Here is a 19,015-nt window from a genome sequence, read left to right as displayed (position 1 = left end):
ATTAATTTTTTATTAGCTGCATCGAATGGCTGCGTTGCGAGCAATCAATAATATTGACGCCGTTCCACGCCAGTTCTTGTTCCAGCTCTTTGTCTTTTAATTGGTCAGTGATGAGAAAATCCACATCGCGGTAATGACAAATACGCGCGAATGAGGGGCGCAGAAATTTACTGCCGTCCAGCAGCAGATGTTTTCTTTCTGCCGCTAACAACATTTGCTGTTTTAAATGTGCGTTGTTTTCGTTACCTTCGCGTAAATAACCGTCATTGCCCAAACTGCTGCAGGAAAAAAAGATCTTATTGATCTGAAATTCCCGTAGCGGCTGCTCTGCGACGACGCCGTGGAAATCTTCATAACGGTCAGAATATTCTCCACCCAGGCAGATGGTGCGGATACTGCCGCGCGCTGCAAGGGTCTGAACGATTCTGATAGAATTGGTTAACACCGTTAATTCAATATCCGGTAGCTGTCGTGCCAGATACCAGCAGGTGGTACTACTGTCGAGTAATAAACAATCACCGGGGCTGATAAAATCGAGTGCTCGTTTGGCTATCGCCATCTTGGCCTCGACGTTTTCATTCATGCGCTGGCGAAAAGATAATTCATACTCGTTAATACCGCGTGTATTTCCCTGAATGTTGGCGGCCTGTCGTTTGGCTGGTACTGCACCACCGTGACTGCGCTGTAATACGCCACGTTTCTCCAGCTGCGTTAAATCACGGCGAATGGTTTCCTGAGAAACCTGACACAGCGTGACTAATTCAGCGACAATGACCCGACCATTTAAATTAAGCTCGTCAATAATTCGCTGCTGTCTTTCAATCGGCAACATGACTTCCCTCCGATGGCTATAAATTACTGGATGCCGGAATGTGAAAATGTGGGCTGGGCACGAGTCCGCAGCGACCAACTGGCCCGGCGACATTAAGGTGATTTTCACTGGATTTTTTATGTAAATGAGATCTCTTTATTTCAAATTTGAGTGATCGCATTCACATAAATGCGCGTTATTACGCGAGGGAATGAGAGAGTCCATGCACAGCGTTGACGCTCTGCCAGCACCATAGCATGACCGCTTATGACCGTTTGCGTGTATTTGACCGTTTTGTGAAGGGGGTAAAAATTGTCCGACGAATCCGATTGAGCAGAAATCAGCCGCACCGGATGATGGAGCTGTTGCGCTATTCCACACAGATCGCCCATAAGGCGACGGCTTTTTCAGCAGTTAACTTCGCTTTTCAGGCCACTTCACAGTTTCGGCCTGATGACCGCGCATGCATTGCGCTATCATTTTCTTTCCAGGAATCGGGGATCGTTTTTTTTCATGTCGTATTGGATGAAGTCGCTGCTTTTATTGCCCTTTCTGCTGATCGCCAGCGTACAGGCCGAGCCGCTGCAAAAGTCGTTTTCCGACTGGCAGATCACCTGCAACAACGCAGCGTTCTGCGTGGCACGCAGTTTTCCTGGCGATAATGGCCTGGTAATGACGATTTCGCGTCACGCCGGGGTCAACGATCGGCCACTGCTGCGCATTGATTACGGCAGCGCCTACAGCGGTGCATTGCCGGGCGCGGCGCTCAAAGACAACCTGCTGCTCGACCAGCGCCGCCTCAATCCCGACCTCAAACACTGGACGGTGGAGCCGCATCATCTGGCCACCAGCAACGCCATCGCCATCGACGAATTTCTCGCCCAGACGCTGGATGCCAGCAATTTACAGCTCACCTATAAAGCCAGCGCCAGTATTCCGTTGCGCGGTATGAAAGCGGCGCTGCTGCTGATGGATGACGTACAGGGGCGGGTTAACGGTGCCAGCGCCTGGGTAAAGCGCGGTGATCGCGTCCAGTGGGATGTGCCACCGCCGCCCTCAATTCCACAGCTGCCGGCACCAATGCCCGCACCCACGCCGCTGACGCAGCAGGAAACCACCGGCCTGATCGATTACGGAACCTGGCGCGTCAATACCGATAACTGCTCGCTCGATCCGCTGCGGCGGGAAGTCAGCGTTGCGCCACTCACCGACAGCAAAGCGCTGCTGCTGATAAGCTGCGAAACCGGTGCCTACAACGTGATCGATCTGGCGTTTGAAGTCACACGCAGCCAGCCGTATGTGTCGCGCGGCATCACGCTCAACCTGCCGTTTACCCCGCCGTCGCGTACTGATAATCAGCTGGAACTGGTGAACGCCGAGTTCGATGCCAGTAACGGCCAGCTGTATACCTTCAGCAAAGGGCGCGGTTTAGGCGATTGCGGTGTGGCCACACGCTGGCAGTTTGATGGTAATGCTTTCGTACTGGCGGAGTATGCTGAGGAGAAGACTTGTGACGCCTGGCATAGTAGTGATGATTGGCCCACCCTCTGGATTTCACAGCCTGCGTCATAATTCGCGCTGCAGGGGCGTTGGCTGCCTTCTCTCACCCCGGTCACTTACTGATGTAAGCTCCCGGGGATTCATTCAGTTGCCGCCTTCCTGCAACACGAATTATTTAGCAGGCAAATCTGCATCATCCTTCGCACTGCAGGGGCGTTGGCTGCGGCTGTTCACCCCGGTCACTTACCTGAGTAAGCTCCCGGGGATGCCCATCCTTGCCGCCTTCCTGCAGCACGAATGATTTAGGGGAGGGTTCGCAGTAAATAACCACTAGCTGTTGGTCAAATACTTAGCGAATATTACCGATCATCATCGGTGAGCCCGTCTGGTTGCCCACCAGCTCAGCCAGCATGTTGTTGACGCCATCGCTCATTGGGGTGAAGCGGGTCAGCGGCGAGCGCGTCACCACCACAAATACGCCGACGTTGTGCTGTGGCACCATCGCCATGTAGGTGATGAAGCCGCCGCCGCCGCCGGTTTTCTGAATGATGCCCGGATGGCCCGCCTTCGGTGCCATATAAACCCAGCCCATGCCCAGCGCGTCGGCGCGTCCTGGCACGTCCATGCCTTCCACTTTAGTCAGCTGGTCGCGGCGATAAATCAGCGTTTGCAGCCGATCGATCTGCGGCGTGCGGTGATTCACCGCCGAGTTGAGGAACTGCTGCATCCAGCGTCCCATATCGTCCGGCGTGGAATACACGCCGCCGCTGCCGATGGCTGCCAGCGTGTTATTGCACGGGCTGGCCCCTTTTTCGGCAATCATCAGGCGCTGACACTGGTCCGGTGATGGCGTGAAGGTGGTGTCCTTCATGCCGAGCGGACGCGTCACCAGCTGCTGCAGCAGTGCCGGATAAGGCATACCGGCGGCTTTAGCCAGCGCGTCGCCCAGCAGATCGAAGGCGAGGTTGGAGTAAGCCGCCTGCGTGCCCGGCGCGGCTTTTAGCTGCGCACCGCGCAGCCACTGCCAGCGATCCGCTTTGGTTGGCCAGACAAACACCGGACGATGCGGTTTGCCGCCCGGCTGCTCGCGCGGCAGGCTGCTGGTGTGGGTGGCGAGATTGATCAGCCGAATCGGCTGGCCGTTGTAAGTCGGTACGCGGGCACCCGGCGGCGCGTATTTGCTCAGTGGATCGTCAAGGCGAATCTGGCCGCGCTCGGCCATCTTTACCATCACTTCGCTGGTCATCAGTTTGCTCAGCGAGGCGATACGGATCAGTGAGTCCTGCTGTGGGCGCACATTATTGCCGGGACGGGTTTCGCCAAAGCTGGCGAACACGCGCTGGTTACCGTCAATTGCTACCAGCGCCATGCCGGTCGCACCGCTGCCATAAAAGATGTGTTCGGCATAGCGATCGACAATCTGCGAAGCCAGCAGCGGATCGGGCGATACCTGCGCCGCGCTGGTAAAGGGCAGCACGGCAACCATTAAGGCCAGTAAAAAAGGAGTACGTTTTTTCAACGGGAAAGCGTCCGCTATAGGAATCGGAGGAAAACCTATAGTAATCAGTTTGCGCAAAGCGGGAAGGGGGCGGGGCGGATTTTTTTCTGTATCAGGCTGTGAAATAAAACGGCCCTCTCCCGGTAGCGGGAAAGGGCCAGACACTCAGGCAGGTTTAAGCAGCGATTCGGCGTGGCTCACCACGTTCTCGACGGTAAAGCCAAAGGCCGGGAACAGCTTGCCGGCTGGCGCCGATTCGCCAAAGGTGGTCATGCCGACAATTTTGCCGTCGATGCCGACGTATTTGTACCAGTAGTCGGCAATACCGGCTTCAACCGCCACACGCGCACGCACGGTGGAAGGCAGCACCGATTCACGATAGGCCACGTCCTGTTTATCAAACACGTCAGTGCTCGGCAGCGACACCACGCGCACCTTGTGGCCGTCGGCGCTGAGTTTCGCTTCGGCGCCCAGCGTGATCTCCACTTCGGAACCGGTGGCAATCAGGATGACGTCCGGCGTGCCGTCACAATCCTTGAGGATGTAGCCACCGCGCGCGATGTTCTCTACCTGTTGCGCGCTGCGCTCCGGCTGCAGCAGGTTCTGACGCGACAGAATTAGCGCGGTCGGACCGTGATGGCGCTCAATCGCCGCTTTCCACGCTACGGCGGTCTCGACCTGATCGCACGGTCGCCAGGTGCTGAAGTTTGGCGTCACGCGCAGGCTGGCCAGCTGTTCAACCGGCTGGTGCGTCGGGCCATCTTCGCCCAGACCAATTGAGTCGTGGGTGTAGACCATAATCTGGCGCGCTTTCATCAGGGCGGCCATGCGCGCTGCGTTACGCGCGTATTCAACGAACATCAGGAAGGTGGCGGTATAAGGCACAAAGCCACCGTGATGCGCGATACCGTTGGCAATGGCCGTCATGCCAAATTCGCGTACGCCGTAATGAATGTAGTTACCGGCGTGATCCTCTTTGATCGGCTTCGAACCGGACCAGATAGTGAGGTTGCTGGGCGCGAGGTCGGCGGAACCGCCGAGGAACTCCGGCAGCAGTTTACCGAAGGCTTCCAGCGTGTTCTGTGAGGCTTTGCGGCTGGCGATCTTCTGCGGGTTAGCCTGCAGATCGCGGATAAACTGGCTGGTTTTGTTTTCCCAGTCAGCCGGCATTTCGCCCTTCAGGCGGCGGCTGAATTCGTCCGCCAGCTGCGGATGCGCCTGCTGATAAGCCGTGAACTTCTCTTCCCAGGATTTCTCCTGCGCGGCCCCGGCTTCTCTGGCATCCCACTGCTGATAAATATCCTGCGGGATTTCGAACGGACCGTAGTTCCAGCCGAGCTGTTTACGCGTCAGCGCCACTTCCTCTTCGCCCAGTGCGGCCCCGTGCGACTCCTCTTTGCCGGCTTTGTTTGGCGAGCCAAAGCCGATCACCGTGCGGCAGATGATCAACGAAGGCTTGTCGGTGACGCTTTGCGCTTCTTTGATGGCCGCCGCGATGGCGTCCGGATCGTGGCCGTCGATGCCTTCGGCGCTGCCCACCACGTGCCAGTTATAAGCTTCAAAACGCTTGTGGGTGTCGTCGGTAAACCAGCCTTCGGTTTCGCCGTCGATGGAGATACCGTTGTGATCGTAGAAGCCAATCAGTTTGCCGAGGCCCAGCGTGCCGGCCAGCGAACAGACTTCGTGCGAGATGCCTTCCATCAGACAGCCGTCACCCATAAATACATAGGTAAAGTGATCGACGATATCGTGGCCAGGCTGGTTGAACTGGGCCGCCAGCGTGCGCTCGGCAATCGCCAGACCGACAGCGTTGGCCAGCCCCTGGCCGAGCGGGCCGGTGGTGGTTTCAACGCCCGGCGTGTAGCCAATTTCCGGGTGGCCCGGCGTTTTTGAGTGCAGCTGGCGGAAGTTTTTCAGCTCTTCCAGCGGCAGATCATAGCCGGTGAGATGCAGCAGGCTATACAACAGCATCGAGCCATGCCCGTTAGACAGAATGAAGCGATCGCGATCCGCCCAGGCCGGGTTGGTCGGGTTGTGCTTCAGGAAGTCGCGCCACAGCACTTCGGCGATATCAGCCATGCCCATCGGCATACCTGGGTGGCCGGAATTTGCTTTCTGTACCGCATCCATGCTCAGGGCGCGGATCGCGTTAGCCAACTCTCTGCGTGAAGACATAGGGTTCTCCCTTGTGATTGGGCAAAAGCGGACGGGCCGCGACCCGTCCGGCAGAAGGTGAGTTCAGGATTACAGGCGGGCGGCCAGCACGTCTTCCAGCTTCTGCTGGTCGACGGCAAACTGGCGGATACCGTCGGACAGTTTCTCCACCGCCATCGCATCCTGGTTATGCTCCCAGCGGAACTCCGCTTCGGAGAGCGGTGCCGGCTGGTGGAAGCCCTCGGTTGATGGCTCCAGTTTGCGCTCCACCGGCGCTTCGCTGTTGGCCAGCTCTTCCAGCAGGTTCGGGGAGATGGTCAGGCGATCGCAGCCGGCCAGCGCCACAATCTGCTCCACTTTACGGAAGCTGGCACCCATGATGACGGTGTTGTAACGGTGCTTTTTGTAGTAGTCGTAAATACGACGCACCGATTTAACGCCCGGATCTTCGTCGACCACATACGGGTCGAGCGGTTTGCGTGTGTTGTACCAGTCGTAGATTCGGCCGACAAATGGCGAAATCAGGAACACGCCGGCTTCGGCACAGGCGCGCGCCTGGGCGAAGGAGAACAGCAGCGTCAGGTTACAGTTGATACCGTTCTTCTCCAGCTCTTCCGCCGCTTTGATGCCTTCCCAGGTGGACGCCAGTTTGATCAGAATACGTGAGCGGTCGATGCCGTTCTCTTCATACAGGCGGACCAGTTTCTCCGCTTTGGTCACACACATGCCACGATCGAAAGAGAGGCGCGCATCCACTTCGGTCGAAACACGGCCCGGTACGCTTTTCAGAATTTCCATACCGAGGTTGATCGCCACTTTATCGCTGGCGTTGATGATTTGCGTCTCTTTGCTGCCGCCCTGTTTTTTCGCGTACTCAATGGCGTCATCAATCAGGTGTTTGTAAGCGTCGAGGCCGGCAGCTTTGAGGATCAGGGATGGGTTAGTGGTGGCATCTTCCGGATGGTAATGGCGAATGGATTCGATATCGCCGCTGTCCGCCACCACGGTGGTGAACTGTTTTAATGCATCTAGCTGGTTCATCGCTTAACTCCTTGATTAGCAATAATGTGGGCAAAACAGGCACCCGGGCAGTCATCGTCTTAGGTGCGCCCTTATCGGGGAAGGGAGGTTCCACACAGTGCAACAGACGCCGGATGAAGAAAATGCGTTTTCTCTGATTGTGACGTCGGGGCGCGTTTCTGATAGTCAGGCCTGCCTGATCGGTTCAGCTCAGCGTTTTGCCACCCTTAAGCATAGCAGGCTGTCCCAAAGCCGCAGGCGAAGCCGTGGCAATCCGTGCCCTGGCGACTGTGCGTTCTTTGAGCGCCTTCACCCTCTTTTGCGCCGCGCGTTCTTATAATGAGGGCTTTTCAGCCGTGCAAAAGGATGTCTGATGGACGATCAACTCAAGCAAAGCGCGCTCGATTTTCACCAATATCCCACCCCCGGAAAAATTCAGGTGTCACCCACTAAGCCGCTGGCGACGCAGCGCGATCTGGCACTGGCCTATTCGCCCGGTGTGGCGGCACCCTGTCTGGAAATTGCCGCCGATCCGCTGGCCGCGCACAAATACACCGCGCGCGGCAATCTGGTGGCGGTGATCTCCAACGGCACGGCGGTGCTGGGGCTCGGTAATATTGGCGCGCTGGCCGGCAAGCCAGTGATGGAAGGCAAGGGCGTGCTGTTCAAAAAGTTTGCTGGCATTGATGTGTTCGACATCGAAATCGACGAGCACGACCCGGACAAGCTGATTGAGGTGATTGCCGCGCTGGAGCCGACGTTCGGCGGCATCAACCTTGAGGACATCAAAGCGCCGGAGTGTTTTTACATTGAGCAGCAGCTGCGGCAGCGCATGCAGATTCCGGTGTTTCATGACGATCAGCACGGCACCGCCATCATCTGTACCGCGGCAGTGCTTAACGGCCTGACCATCGTGAATAAGGCGATTGCCGACGTGCGGCTGGTGGTGTCGGGCGCTGGCGCGTCGGCCATTGCCTGCCTCAATCTGCTGGTGGCGCTTGGCATGCAGCAGAAAAATATCGTGGTGTGTGATTCAAAAGGGGTGATTTACCGCGATCGCGAAGCGGACATGACGCCGACCAAAGCCGCCTATGCCGTGGAAGATAGCGGGGCACGCACGCTGGATGAGGTGATTGGCGGCGCGGATATTTTTCTCGGCTGCTCCGGTCCGAAAGCGCTGACGCCAGAGATGGTGCAGAAGATGGCACCAAATCCGCTGATTCTGGCGCTGGCCAATCCGGAGCCGGAGATCATGCCGCCGCTGGCGAAGCAGGTGCGGCCGGATGCGATTATCTGTACCGGGCGCTCGGATTTCCCTAATCAGGTGAATAACGTGCTGTGCTTCCCGTTCATCTTCCGCGGCGCGCTGGACGTCGGTGCCACCGCCATCAACGAAGAGATGAAGCTGGCTGCGGTGCATGCGATTGCCGCCCTGGCGCAGGCGGAACAGAGCGACGTGGTGGCGTCCGCTTACGACGATCAGGATCTGAGCTTTGGCCCGGAATACCTGATTCCCAAACCGTTCGATCCGCGTTTGATTGTGCAGATAGCCCCGGCCGTCGCCAGAGCGGCGATGGATTGCGGCGTGGCGACGCGACCGATTGCTGACTTTGACGCCTACCGCGAGCGGCTCACCGAGTTCGTGTATAAAACCAATCTGTTCATGAAGCCGATCTTCTCGCAGGCGCGCAAAGCGCCGCAGCGCGTGGTGCTGGCGGAAGGCGAAGAGGTGCGGGTGCTGCACGCTACCCAGGAGCTGGTGTCGCTCGGGCTGGCGAAGCCGATCCTGATTGGCCGTCCCAACGTGATTGCCATGCGTTTACAGAAGCAGGGGCTGAAAATCGAGGCCGGGCGTGATTTTGAGATCGTGAACAACGAGTCCGATCCGCGCTTTAAGGAGTACTGGAATGAATATTATCAGCTGATGAAGCGGCGCGGCGTTACGCCGGAAACCGCCCAGCGCGCGGTGATTGGCAATCCCACGCTGATCGGCGCCATCATGGTGCATCGCGGCGAAGCGGACGCGATGATTTGCGGCACCATCGGCGACTACCGCGAACATTACGACGTGGTGGAGAAGGTGTTTGGCTTCCGCGATGACGTCAAGGTCGCCGGGGCGATGAACGCGCTGCTGCTGCCGAGCGGCAACACGTTTATTGCCGATACTTATGTGAATGAGGATCCCAGCGCTGAGCAGCTGGCGGATATCACGCTGCTGGCGGCAGAAACCGTGCGGCGTTTCGGCATCGAACCGCGCGTGGCGCTGCTGTCGCACTCCAGTTTTGGCACTTCGAATGCCCCCGGCGCGCGGAAGATGCGCGAGGCGCTGGCACTGATTCAGCAGCGAGCGCCGGAACTGGAGATTGACGGCGAGATGCACGGCGATGCAGCGCTGGTGGAGAGTATTCGTCGCGAGCTGATGCCGGACAGCCCGCTGAAAGGTACCGCCAATCTGCTGATCATGCCGAACGTTGAGGCCGCACGCATCAGCTACAACCTGCTGCGCGTGTCCTGCTCGGAAGGGGTGACGGTGGGGCCGGTGCTGATGGGCATCCGCAAGCCGGTGCATGTGCTGACGCGCATCGCCTCGGTGCGGCGCATTGTTAACATGGTGGCGCTGGCGGTGGTGGAGGCGCAGACCGAGCCGTTGTGACCGGCAAGCTGGCCTGATACCCCGTCGCCCTGAAGGGCGACCCCACGGGGGCGCGTTTTATCGGGTTATTCCGCAGGGTGCGCATGAATGCGCACCTGGCTTATTTTTCCAGCCCCAGCCAGTCCTGCACCGGCAGGAAATCGCGGGTCAGTGCGGCTTCCGGGGTGTCGTCGGCGGGTTGATAATCATATTCCCAGCGCACCAGCGGCGGCATCGACATCAGAATCGATTCGGTGCGACCGCCGGTCTGCAAACCGAACAGCGTGCCGCGATCCCACACCAGATTAAACTCAACGTAGCGGCCCCGGCGATAAAGCTGGAACTGACGCTCGCGTTCGCCCCACGCCACCTGTTTACGGTTTGCCACAATCGGCTGATAGGCCTGCATGAAACCGTTGCCGACCGCCTGCATGAAATCAAAGCAGTGATCAAAATCCGGCGTGTTCAAATCATCAAAAAACAGGCCGCCAATGCCGCGCTGCTCGTTGCGGTGTTTCAGGTAGAAGTAGTCGTCACACCACTTTTTGTAGCGCGCATAGACGTCATCGCCAAACGGCTGGCACAGATCGAACGCGGTCTGATGCCAGTGCCGGGCATCTTCTGTGAAACCGTAATAAGGGGTGAGATCGAAACCGCCACCAAACCACCAGACCGGATCGGCGCCCGGCTTTTCGGCAATGAAAAAGCGCACGTTGGCGTGGCTGGTTGGCACATACGGATTTTCCGGGTGTACCACCAGCGACACGCCCATCGCTTCGAAGCTGCGGCCTGCCAGCTCCGGGCGGTGCGCGGTGGCTGACGCGGGCATCTGCTCGCCATACACATGGGAGAAATTAACCCCAGCCTGCTCGAACACCTTGCCATTACGCAGCACGCGGCTGCGTCCGCCGCCGCCGCCGGGGCGTTGCCAGGTGTCTTCGGCAAAGCTGGCGCTGCCGTCTTCCGCCGCCAGACCGGCGCAAATGTCATCCTGCAGCGCCAGCAGATAGGCTTTGACGCGCGAAATATCGGGATTGCTCATGGCTCACTCATTGCAAAAATTTGCCGCGATTCTAGCACAAAACGCTATCAGGCCTGGCGACGATCGTACTCATCAAAGTAATTGACGATACCGTCAGCAATCGCCCGGGCAATTTTCTGGCGAAACGCCGTGGTGCCCAACAGCTGTTCTTCAAGCGGGTTGGTGATAAACGAGGTTTCCACCAGCACCGACGGGATCGACGGGGATTTTAGCACCGCGAATGCCGCCTGCTCGGTGTGCTGGCTGTGCAGATGATGCACCGGGCGAATCTGGTCCAGCACGTGTTTACCCAGCGTCAGGCTGTTGCGGATGGTATCGGTCTGCACCAGGTCGAACAGGATCTGGTTAAGGTAATTATCTTTTTCCTGCACCGCCGCGCCGCCCACTTTATCGGCGTCGTTTTCGCGCTGCGACATATAGCGCGCCATGGCGCTGCTGGCACCGCGATTGGAGAGGGCGAACACCGATGCACCGTTGGCTTCCGGGCTGGTGTAGCCGTCGGCGTGAATCGACATAAACAGGTTGGCGCCGTGCTGATGCGCAATCTCCACGCGCTGATAGAGCGGAATGAAGTGGTCGCTGTCGCGCGTCAGCCGCACTTCCACCTTCGGGTGGTTCTGCAGCAGCGTACGCACGGTGTTGGCGATCTCCAGTACGATGTGCTTCTCTTCTGAGCCTTCCTGACCCACCGCGCCAGAATCAATGCCGCCGTGACCGGGATCGATCATCACGATGCGCTTGCCGCTGGTGGCCGGTTTCGGCGGTGTATGACGTGCGCTGACGGGCATTGCCGCGCGCGTTTTCTGCGCCTGGACCGCGCGCGGCGACAGCACCGCCAGCGCCAGGCCGGAGAGGATCAGCTGGCGGCGATTGGTCAGGCGCCGCAACAGTGAAATCTTGTTCATTAACATGTCCCTGAGAGTAAACCTGCCCCGTGTTATAGCTTAAGCGCCGTCCGGCGGCGACTGCCGAACCATTTCAGGACATTACTTTGTATTTCAGGCCGCGAATCGCTATTTAGCCGTTTTTTTCAGCCGTTGCGCCCTGCGAGGGTTGCGCCTGGCAAAGAATGCGTGATAATCAGCGAATTGTGCCTCATTGCAGGGTAACGCCGATGGAAATCCGCTCCTTCCGCCAGGAAGATTTTGAAGAAGTCATTACGCTCTGGGAGCGTTGCGATCTGTTACGGCCGTGGAACGATCCGGAACTCGACATCGAACGCAAAATGAACCATGACCCGGAGCTGTTTCTGGTGGCTGAGGTAGGCGGCGAGGTCGTGGGCACGCTGATGGGCGGCTACGATGGCCATCGCGGCTCCGCCTACTATCTGGCGGTGCACCCTGATTATCAGGGCCGGGGATTTGCCAATGCGCTGATGAACCGGCTGGAGAAAAAGCTGATTGCGCGCGGCTGCCCGAAAATCCATCTGATGGTGCGCGAAGAGAACGATCAGGTGGTGGCTTTCTACGAGAAGCTGGATTACGAGCCGGTCGACTCACTGCTGCTGGGCAAACGCCTGATTGAAGACCGTGAATACTGATTCCACGCGTCGCGCGGCCGGGTTTCTGCCCGCCATGCAGCAACAGCGAATAAACTTTTTGCCGGTTTGCGACTCCAACAGGCACGCCAGTCGGCACAAAAGAAAGGAGTTTGCATGAAAGTTGTTCGTCCCGCCCTGCTGGTCAGCGCCCTGGTGCTGGCCGGTTGCGCCAGTTCCGGTTCCTCTTCCTCTGCCAGCACCAGCGAAAGTCACTGGTACAATCCGCTCAGCTATCACTGGTCGGCGCTCAATCCGTTTAGCTGGTTTGGCAGTTCGCTCACCGTCACCGAGCAGGGCGTCGCCGGGCTGAACAGCAACACGGCAATGTCGGAGTCCGCCATTAGCGCCGCGCTGAACAATGATTATCAGCTGCGTCAGGGCATGCGCACGCAGAACGGGCAGGTAGTGGATTTCTGGCAGGCGCTGGATGACGGTAAGGTTAAGCTGGTGATTAATGGCCAGCGTAGCGTCGAGCGCATTGAAGTGCTCGATAGCGATGCGCGCAGCGCCGACGGCAGTAAAATCGGTGATGCGTTCAGCGATAAATTCAGCAAAGCGTTTGATAATTGCAAAATGGTTGCCGGGCTGGATGTGCGCGATGTTGAGTGCCGCGCGCCGGGTAGTCAGCATATCGCCTATATCTACAGCGGCGAGTGGCACGGTCCGACCGGGCTGATGCCGTCAGATGATACGTTAAAAAGCTGGAAAATCAGTAAGATCGTCTGGCAGCGTTAACTGGCGAAAAAATTGCGTTAACGCATCTTCTGCGCAGGGCTTTCCGGTATGATACCGGCGAAAAAACGCCGTTAACTTTTATGCCGGAGAGCATTGTCATGTCTCAGTTTCAGAGCGGGATCCTGCTGGAGCACCGCCGTTTCGCCATTTGGCTGGAAGCCCGCGCCACCGGCGACCTCGCTGCGCTGCGTCAGGGTTGCCACGCCTTTCTGCAACAGCTGGCTGCGCTGCAGCAGCAATTCCCGGACGCCGGTCTCGGTGCGGTCATCGCCTTTGGTGATGCGCTGTGGCGCGATCTGCAGGGCACCGATTCAGCTCCTGAACTCAAAGCTTTCACGCCGCTCGGCAAAGGTGCCGCACCGGCGACGCAGCGCGATCTGTTGATCCATATTCAGTCGCTGCGTCACGACGTGAACTTTTCGCTGGCGCAGGCGGCGCTGACGGCGTTTGCCGGCGCGGTCGCCATTGAAGAAGAGACTCACGGTTTCCGCTGGGTTGAGGATCGCGATCTTTCCGGTTTTGTTGATGGCACCGAAAACCCGCAGGGCGAAGCGCGCCAGCAGGTGGCGATCATTGCTGACGGCCCGGATGCCGGCGGCAGCTATGTGTTTACCCAGCGCTGGGAGCACAACCTGCCGCAGTTCAACCGGCTGGCGATTGATAAGCAGGAAGCGATTATTGGCCGCACCAAACAGGACAATGAAGAGCTGCCGGGCGATCAGCGGCCGGCGACGTCGCACCTGAGCCGCGTGGATTTGAAAGAAGAGGGCAAAGGCCTGAAGATTCTGCGCCAGAGCCTGCCGTACGGCACCGCCAGCGGACGCCACGGTCTCTATTTTATTTCGTACTGCCATCGCCTGTATAACATCGAGCAGCAGCTACTGAGCATGTTTGGCGAGCGCGACGGCAAGATGGATGCCATGTTACGGTTCACCAAACCGGTGAGCGGCAGCTACTTCTTTGCCCCTTCGCTGACGGCGCTGCAGGCGCTGTCACGTTAATCCACAGCGTTTTACCGGTGCGCCGCCGCGCGCACCACATCCCCGCTTGACGCGGCTCAGTTAATCCCGCCCTGCGCATAAACTCTGCCGCTGGCTTATGCCTTTTTAGACTTTGAAATCCCTAAACGATATATAAAACCGTTACAGCTTTCGCCAGAGTTATAAATACACTGACAGCATCTAATGACATAGGCTCGAACTCCATTTCTCAGGGTGCAGCATGACACGTTCGGTTTCGAAAAAATGGCTTGGCGGTATAGCGCTGTCGCTGAGTTTAGCGGGCGCGGCACAGGCAACAGAGCTGCTCAATAGCTCTTACGATGTGTCACGTGAACTGTTTGTTGCCCTGAATGCGCCGTTTGAACAGCAGTGGGACGCGGCGCACCCTGACGACAAGCTGACCATTAAACAGTCACATGCGGGCTCCTCAAAACAGGCGCTGGCCATTCTGCAGGGGCTGCGTGCTGATGTTGTCACGTACAACCAGGTGACCGATGTGCAGGTGCTGCACGACAAAGGCAACCTGATCCCGGCCGACTGGCAGAGCCGTCTGCCTAACAGCAGCTCACCGTTTTATTCCACCATGGCCTTCCTGGTGCGCAAGGGGAATCCAAAGCAGATTCATGACTGGGCCGATCTGGCGCGCGATAACGTGAAGCTGATTTTCCCGAATCCGAAAACCTCCGGTAACGGCCGTTACACTTATCTGGCTGCGTGGGGCGCTGCCGACCAGGCGGACGGCAAAGATCAGGCCAAAACCGAAGCGTTTATGACGAAGTTCCTGAAGAACGTCGAAGTGTTTGATACCGGCGGCCGTGGTGCCACCACCACTTTTGCCGAGCGCGGACTGGGTGATGTGCTGATCAGCTTTGAATCGGAAGTGAACAATATCCGTAACCAGTACGGTAAAGACCAATACGAAGTGATTGTGCCGAAAACCAACATCCTTGCTGAATTCCCGGTCGCGTGGGTCGATAAGAACGTCGAACACAACGGGACGGCGGAAGCGGCGAAAGCCTATCTTAACTACCTCTACACGCCGCAGGCGCAGAAAATCATCACCGGCTTTTACTATCGCGTGAACAACCCGCAGCTGATGGCGGAGCAGAAAGATCGCTTCCCGCAGACTGCGCTGTTCAATGTTAATGACGCGTTTGGCGGCTGGCCACAGGTGATGAAAACCCACTTCGCCAGCGGCGGTGAGCTGGATAAATTACTGGCAGCGGGGCGCGGCTGATGTTGGCTTCTGCACAGAAACGCGTTCTGCCCGGCTTTGGCCTCAGCCTCGGCACCAGCCTGCTGTTTACCTGTCTGATTCTGCTGCTGCCGATCAGCGCGCTGCTGATGCAGCTGTCGCAGATGACGCTGGCGCAGTACTGGCAGGTGATCAGCAATCCGCAACTGGTGGCGGCGTATAAAGTCACGCTGCTGTCAGCGGGCGTGGCCTCGCTGTTTAACGCGGTGTTTGGCATGTTGATGGCGTGGATCCTGACCCGCTATCGCTTTCCCGGCCGTACGCTGCTGGATGGCCTGATAGACCTGCCGTTTGCGCTGCCGACGGCGGTGGCCGGTCTGACGCTGGCCGGGCTGTTTTCGGTTAACGGCTGGTACGGTCAGTGGCTGGCACACTTTGATATCAAAGTGTCTTACACCTGGCTCGGTATCGCGGTGGCGATGGCTTTCACCAGCATTCCGTTTGTGGTGCGTACCGTGCAGCCGGTGCTGGAAGAGTTGGGCCCGGAGTATGAGGAAGCGGCGGAAACCCTCGGTGCCACGCCGTGGCAGAGTTTCCGGCGCGTGGTGCTGCCGGAAGTCGCGCCGGCGCTGCTGGCCGGGACCGCGCTGTCGTTTACCCGCAGCCTTGGTGAATTTGGCGCGGTGATTTTTATCGCTGGCAACATCGCCTGGAAAACTGAAGTGACCTCGCTGATGATTTTTGTTCGCCTGCAGGAGTTTGATTATCCGGCCGCCAGCGCCATCGCTTCGGTGATCCTCGCGGCGTCGTTGCTGCTGCTGTTTGCGATTAACACTCTGCAGAGCCGCTTTGGCCGCCGTCTGGGAGGTCACTGATGGCTGAGATTTCACAGATCAATCATGCCGAGCGTCAGCCGGTGAACTGGGGCAAATGGCTGCTGATCGGCATTGGCGTGCTGGTATCGATTGGCCTGCTGGTGGTGCCGATGGTCTCCATCTTCTGGGAGGCGCTGGGGCAGGGCATCGGCAAGGCCTTTAGCAACCTGCAGGATAGTGACATGCTGCATGCTATCTGGCTGACGGTGCTGGTGGCGCTGATTACCGTGCCGGTTAACCTGGTGTTCGGCACGCTGCTGGCCTGGCTGGTGACGCGCTTCACTTTCCCCGGTCGCCAGCTGCTGCTGACGCTGTTCGATATTCCGTTTGCCGTGTCGCCGGTGGTGGCCGGTCTGATGTATCTGCTGTTCTGGGGTGTGAACGGCCCGGCTGGCGGCTGGCTTGATGCGCACAACATCCAGGTGATGTTTGCCTGGCCGGGTATGGTGCTGGCGACGATTTTCGTTACCTGTCCGTTTGTGGTGCGCGAGCTGGTGCCGGTGATGCTGAGCCAGGGCAGCCACGAAGATGAAGCCGCCGTGCTGCTGGGCGCGTCTGGCTGGCAGATGTTCCGCCGCGTGACGCTGCCAAATATCCGCTGGGCGCTGCTGTACGGCGTGGTGCTGACCAACGCGCGCGCCATCGGCGAATTTGGTGCGGTATCGGTAGTGTCCGGCTCGATTCGCGGCGAAACCTATACCTTACCTTTACAGGTTGAATTACTGCATCAGGATTACAACACCGTGGGCGCTTTTACCGCCGCCGCGCTGCTGACCCTGATGGCAATTGTGACGCTGTTTCTGAAAAGCGTGGTGCAGTGGCGATTAGAGCATCAGCAGAAGCGCCAACAGGAGGAAAATCATGAGCATTGAGATTAAACACATTAATAAAGCATTTGGCCGCACGCCGGTGCTGAACGATATCTCTCTGGATATTCCTTCCGGCAAGATGGTGGCGCTGCTCGGACCGTCCGGTTCAGGTAAAACCACGCTGCTGCGCATTATCGCCGGGCTGGAGCACCAGAACAGCGGGCAGATCCATTTTCATGGCAAAGACGTCAGCCGCACGCATGCGCGCGATCGTCAGGTCGGCTTTGTGTTTCAACACTATGCGCTGTTCCGCCATATGACGGTGTTCGACAACATCGCCTTTGGCCTGACGGTGCTGCCGCGCCGCGAGCGTCCGAACAGCGCCGAAATTAAGCAGCGCGTTACCCGCCTGCTGGAGATGGTACAGCTGGCACATCTGGCCAACCGCTACCCGGCACAGCTCTCCGGTGGACAGAAACAGCGCGTGGCGCTGGCGCGTGCGCTGGCGGTTGAGCCGCAGATTCTGCTGCTGGACGAACCCTTTGGCGCGCTGGATGCCCAGGTACGTAAAGAGCTGCGCCGCTGGCTGCGTCAGCTGCATGAAGAGCTGAAATTTACCAGCGTGTTTGTGACCCACGACCAGGAAGAAGCGATGGAAGTGGCGGATAGCGTGGTGGTAATGAGTCAGGGCAATATTGAGCAGGTGGGCGCACCGGATGACGTGTGGCGCGAACCCGCGACCCGCTTCGTGCTGGAGTTCCTCGGCGAAGTGAACCGCTTTGACGGCGAAGTGCACGGCTCGCAGTTCCATGTGGGCGCGCATCGCTGGCCGCTGGGCTATACGCCAGCGCATCAGGGCGACGTGGAGCTGTTCCTGCGTCCGTGGGAAGTTGACGTGTCACGCCAGAGTAGCCTGGAGACGCCGTTGCCGGTACAGGTGCTGGAGGTCAGTCCGCGTGGCCACTTCTGGCAGCTGGTGGTTCAGCCCGTCGGCTGGCAGAGCGAGCCAATCTCGGTGGTATTTGCCGGTGAACAGACGGCGCCGATCCGCGGCGAACGGCTGTTTGTTGGTCTGCAACAGGCACGTATCTACCAGGGCACCACGCCGCTGCGCCCGGTTGCCTTTGCCGAAAGCGCCTGATATTTTTGTCACTCCTTCGGGCGGGATTTTCCCGCCCGATTTATTTGTACTCCTTTCAGCTGGAATGACACCGTGACCACTCTGGAAAACACCATCGGCAATACGCCGCTGATTAAGTTGCAGCGCCTGACGCCGGATAACGGCAGCGAAATCTGGCTCAAGCTGGAAGGCAACAATCCGGCAGGTTCGGTGAAAGATCGCGCGGCCTGGTCGATGATCCACCACGCTGAGTTGCGGGGTGAAATCCAGCCCGGCGACACCCTGATTGAGGCCACCAGCGGAAATACCGGCATTGCGCTGGCGATGATTGCCGCGCTGAAAGGCTACCGGTTACGCCTGCTGATGCCGGAGAACATGAGCCAGGAGCGTCAGGATGCGATGCGCGCCTACGGGGCTGAGCTGGTTTTGGTGACACGCGAGCAGGGCATGGAGGGCGCACGCGATCTGGCGCAGGCCATGGCGCAGCGCGGTGAAGGCAAAGTGCTGGATCAGTTTAATAATCCCGACAACCCGCTCGGTCACTATCTCACCACCGGTCCGGAGATCTGGCAGCAAAGCCACGGTCGTATGACGCATTTTGTCTCCAGCATGGGCACCACCGGCACCATCAGCGGCGTCGGGCGCTATCTGAAAGAGTTTGCCCCGGCGGTGAAAGTGATTGGTTTGCAGCCGCAGGAGGGCAGCAGTATTCCCGGTATTCGTCGCTGGCCGGCGGCCTATCTGCCGGGGATTTATCGTCCGGAACTGGTGGATGAAGTGATAGATATGGCGCAGCAGGAGGCAGAAGAGACCATGCGCGCGCTGGCGCAGCGCGAAGGCATTTTCTGCGGCGTCAGTTCAGGTGGGTCAGTGGCTGGCGCATTGCGCATCGCGACGGCGCAGCCGGGCAGTGTGGTTGTCGCCATTGTCTGCGATCGCGGCGATCGCTATCTTTCCACCGGCGTTTTTCACCGCTAGTTCCCCCGCCTGTTTCTGGCTTCGTGCGCCCTGTGACGCGGCGTACGGGCCATTTTTGTCTATAGTCTCCCTAAGCATGTTCTGACGCGGTCACTGTAAGGATCG

General features: G+C 58.5%; 17 protein-coding genes. 11 read left to right on the top strand and 6 right to left on the bottom strand.

What is annotated here, in order from left to right; all coding sequences use genetic code 11:
• Position 1: 1 nt before the first annotated feature.
• Positions 2–832 (bottom strand): DeoR/GlpR family DNA-binding transcription regulator, encoded by an 831-nt coding sequence (locus C1Y43_RS14325; protein WP_021508063.1) that lies wholly within the window; start codon positions 830–832, stop codon positions 2–4.
• Positions 833–1,068: 236 nt separating this feature from the next.
• Between C1Y43_RS14325 and C1Y43_RS24135 the strand changes: the two genes are divergently transcribed.
• Complete coding sequence (locus tag C1Y43_RS24135; RefSeq protein WP_233209837.1) at positions 1,069–1,473, top strand: hypothetical protein; 405 nt, start codon at positions 1,069–1,071, stop codon at positions 1,471–1,473.
• On the top strand, positions 1,448–2,383 hold the full coding sequence (locus tag C1Y43_RS14320; protein WP_233209836.1) for a DUF1176 domain-containing protein: 936 nt from the start codon (positions 1,448–1,450) through the stop codon (positions 2,381–2,383). Before C1Y43_RS24135 ends, C1Y43_RS14320 begins: the two co-directional genes overlap by 26 nt.
• Positions 2,384–2,660: 277 nt before the next feature.
• Here the strand turns inward: C1Y43_RS14320 and ampH are convergent, their stop codons facing one another.
• The 3 genes from ampH to tal form a co-directional block, all read right to left on the bottom strand.
• Complete coding sequence (gene ampH / locus C1Y43_RS14315; protein WP_031279806.1) at positions 2,661–3,830, bottom strand: D-alanyl-D-alanine-carboxypeptidase/endopeptidase AmpH; 1,170 nt, start codon at positions 3,828–3,830, stop codon at positions 2,661–2,663.
• 144 nt (positions 3,831–3,974) lie between these two features.
• The gene (gene tkt, locus C1Y43_RS14310; protein ID WP_031279807.1) at positions 3,975–5,984 is read right to left on the bottom strand and encodes a transketolase; all 2,010 of its coding nucleotides are present in this window, start codon (positions 5,982–5,984) and stop codon (positions 3,975–3,977) included.
• A 69-nt stretch (positions 5,985–6,053) separates the two neighbouring features.
• Positions 6,054–7,004 carry a transaldolase gene (gene tal, locus C1Y43_RS14305; RefSeq protein ID WP_021508067.1) on the bottom strand — a complete coding sequence of 317 codons (951 nt, stop codon included), beginning with the start codon at positions 7,002–7,004 and terminating at the stop codon, positions 6,054–6,056.
• 352 nt (positions 7,005–7,356) lie between these two features.
• Between tal and maeB the strand changes: the two genes are divergently transcribed.
• Positions 7,357–9,636, top strand: coding sequence for an NADP-dependent oxaloacetate-decarboxylating malate dehydrogenase (maeB, locus tag C1Y43_RS14300; protein ID WP_104188624.1), 2,280 nt, complete (start codon positions 7,357–7,359; stop codon positions 9,634–9,636).
• A gap of 100 nt (positions 9,637–9,736) precedes the next feature.
• Here maeB and hemF read toward each other — a convergent pair whose 3' ends face one another.
• Together hemF and amiA are read right to left on the bottom strand one after the other, a co-directional pair.
• Positions 9,737–10,657, bottom strand: a complete 921-nt coding sequence (hemF, locus tag C1Y43_RS14295) for an oxygen-dependent coproporphyrinogen oxidase (RefSeq protein ID WP_104188622.1) — start codon at positions 10,655–10,657, stop codon at positions 9,737–9,739.
• A 47-nt stretch (positions 10,658–10,704) separates the two neighbouring features.
• Entirely contained in the window at positions 10,705–11,562 is an 858-nt protein-coding gene (gene amiA / locus C1Y43_RS14290) for an N-acetylmuramoyl-L-alanine amidase AmiA (protein ID WP_104188621.1), read from the bottom strand.
• Positions 11,563–11,771: 209 nt separating this feature from the next.
• On the opposite strand from amiA, the gene C1Y43_RS14285 reads away from it, so the two are divergent.
• The 8 genes from C1Y43_RS14285 (at position 11,772) to cysM (ending at position 18,910) form a co-directional block, all read left to right on the top strand.
• Entirely contained in the window at positions 11,772–12,197 is a 426-nt protein-coding gene (locus C1Y43_RS14285) for a GNAT family acetyltransferase (RefSeq protein ID WP_021508071.1), read from the top strand.
• Between the two features lie 114 nt (positions 12,198–12,311).
• Positions 12,312–12,932: an RpoE-regulated lipoprotein gene (locus C1Y43_RS14280; RefSeq protein WP_058770813.1), complete on the top strand. Its 621-nt coding sequence runs from the start codon at positions 12,312–12,314 to the stop codon at positions 12,930–12,932.
• Positions 12,933–13,030: 98 nt separating this feature from the next.
• Positions 13,031–13,933 (top strand): Dyp-type peroxidase, encoded by a 903-nt coding sequence (locus tag C1Y43_RS14275; protein WP_104188619.1) that lies wholly within the window; start codon positions 13,031–13,033, stop codon positions 13,931–13,933.
• A gap of 220 nt (positions 13,934–14,153) precedes the next feature.
• Positions 14,154–15,170, top strand: coding sequence for a sulfate ABC transporter substrate-binding protein (locus tag C1Y43_RS14270; RefSeq protein ID WP_058775688.1), 1,017 nt, complete (start codon positions 14,154–14,156; stop codon positions 15,168–15,170).
• Complete coding sequence (gene cysT, locus C1Y43_RS14265; RefSeq protein ID WP_058775689.1) at positions 15,170–16,003, top strand: sulfate/thiosulfate ABC transporter permease CysT; 834 nt, start codon at positions 15,170–15,172, stop codon at positions 16,001–16,003. The genes C1Y43_RS14270 and cysT overlap by 1 nt, the downstream gene beginning before the upstream one ends.
• Entirely contained in the window at positions 16,003–16,875 is an 873-nt protein-coding gene (gene cysW, locus C1Y43_RS14260; RefSeq protein ID WP_104188618.1) for a sulfate/thiosulfate ABC transporter permease CysW, read from the top strand. Before cysT ends, cysW begins: the two co-directional genes overlap by 1 nt.
• Positions 16,865–17,953 (top strand): sulfate/thiosulfate ABC transporter ATP-binding protein CysA, encoded by a 1,089-nt coding sequence (gene cysA, locus C1Y43_RS14255; RefSeq protein WP_021508077.1) that lies wholly within the window; start codon positions 16,865–16,867, stop codon positions 17,951–17,953. Before cysW ends, cysA begins: the two co-directional genes overlap by 11 nt.
• A 72-nt stretch (positions 17,954–18,025) precedes the next feature.
• Positions 18,026–18,910 (top strand): cysteine synthase CysM, encoded by an 885-nt coding sequence (cysM, locus tag C1Y43_RS14250; RefSeq protein WP_104188616.1) that lies wholly within the window; start codon positions 18,026–18,028, stop codon positions 18,908–18,910.
• Positions 18,911–19,015: the final 105 nt, after the last annotated feature.

The organism is Pantoea sp. ICBG 828 (genome assembly GCF_002928355.1).
Taxonomy (GTDB): Bacteria; Pseudomonadota; Gammaproteobacteria; order Enterobacterales; family Enterobacteriaceae; genus Pantoea; species Pantoea dispersa.
This window is presented reverse-complemented; position numbering and strand designations above follow the sequence as displayed.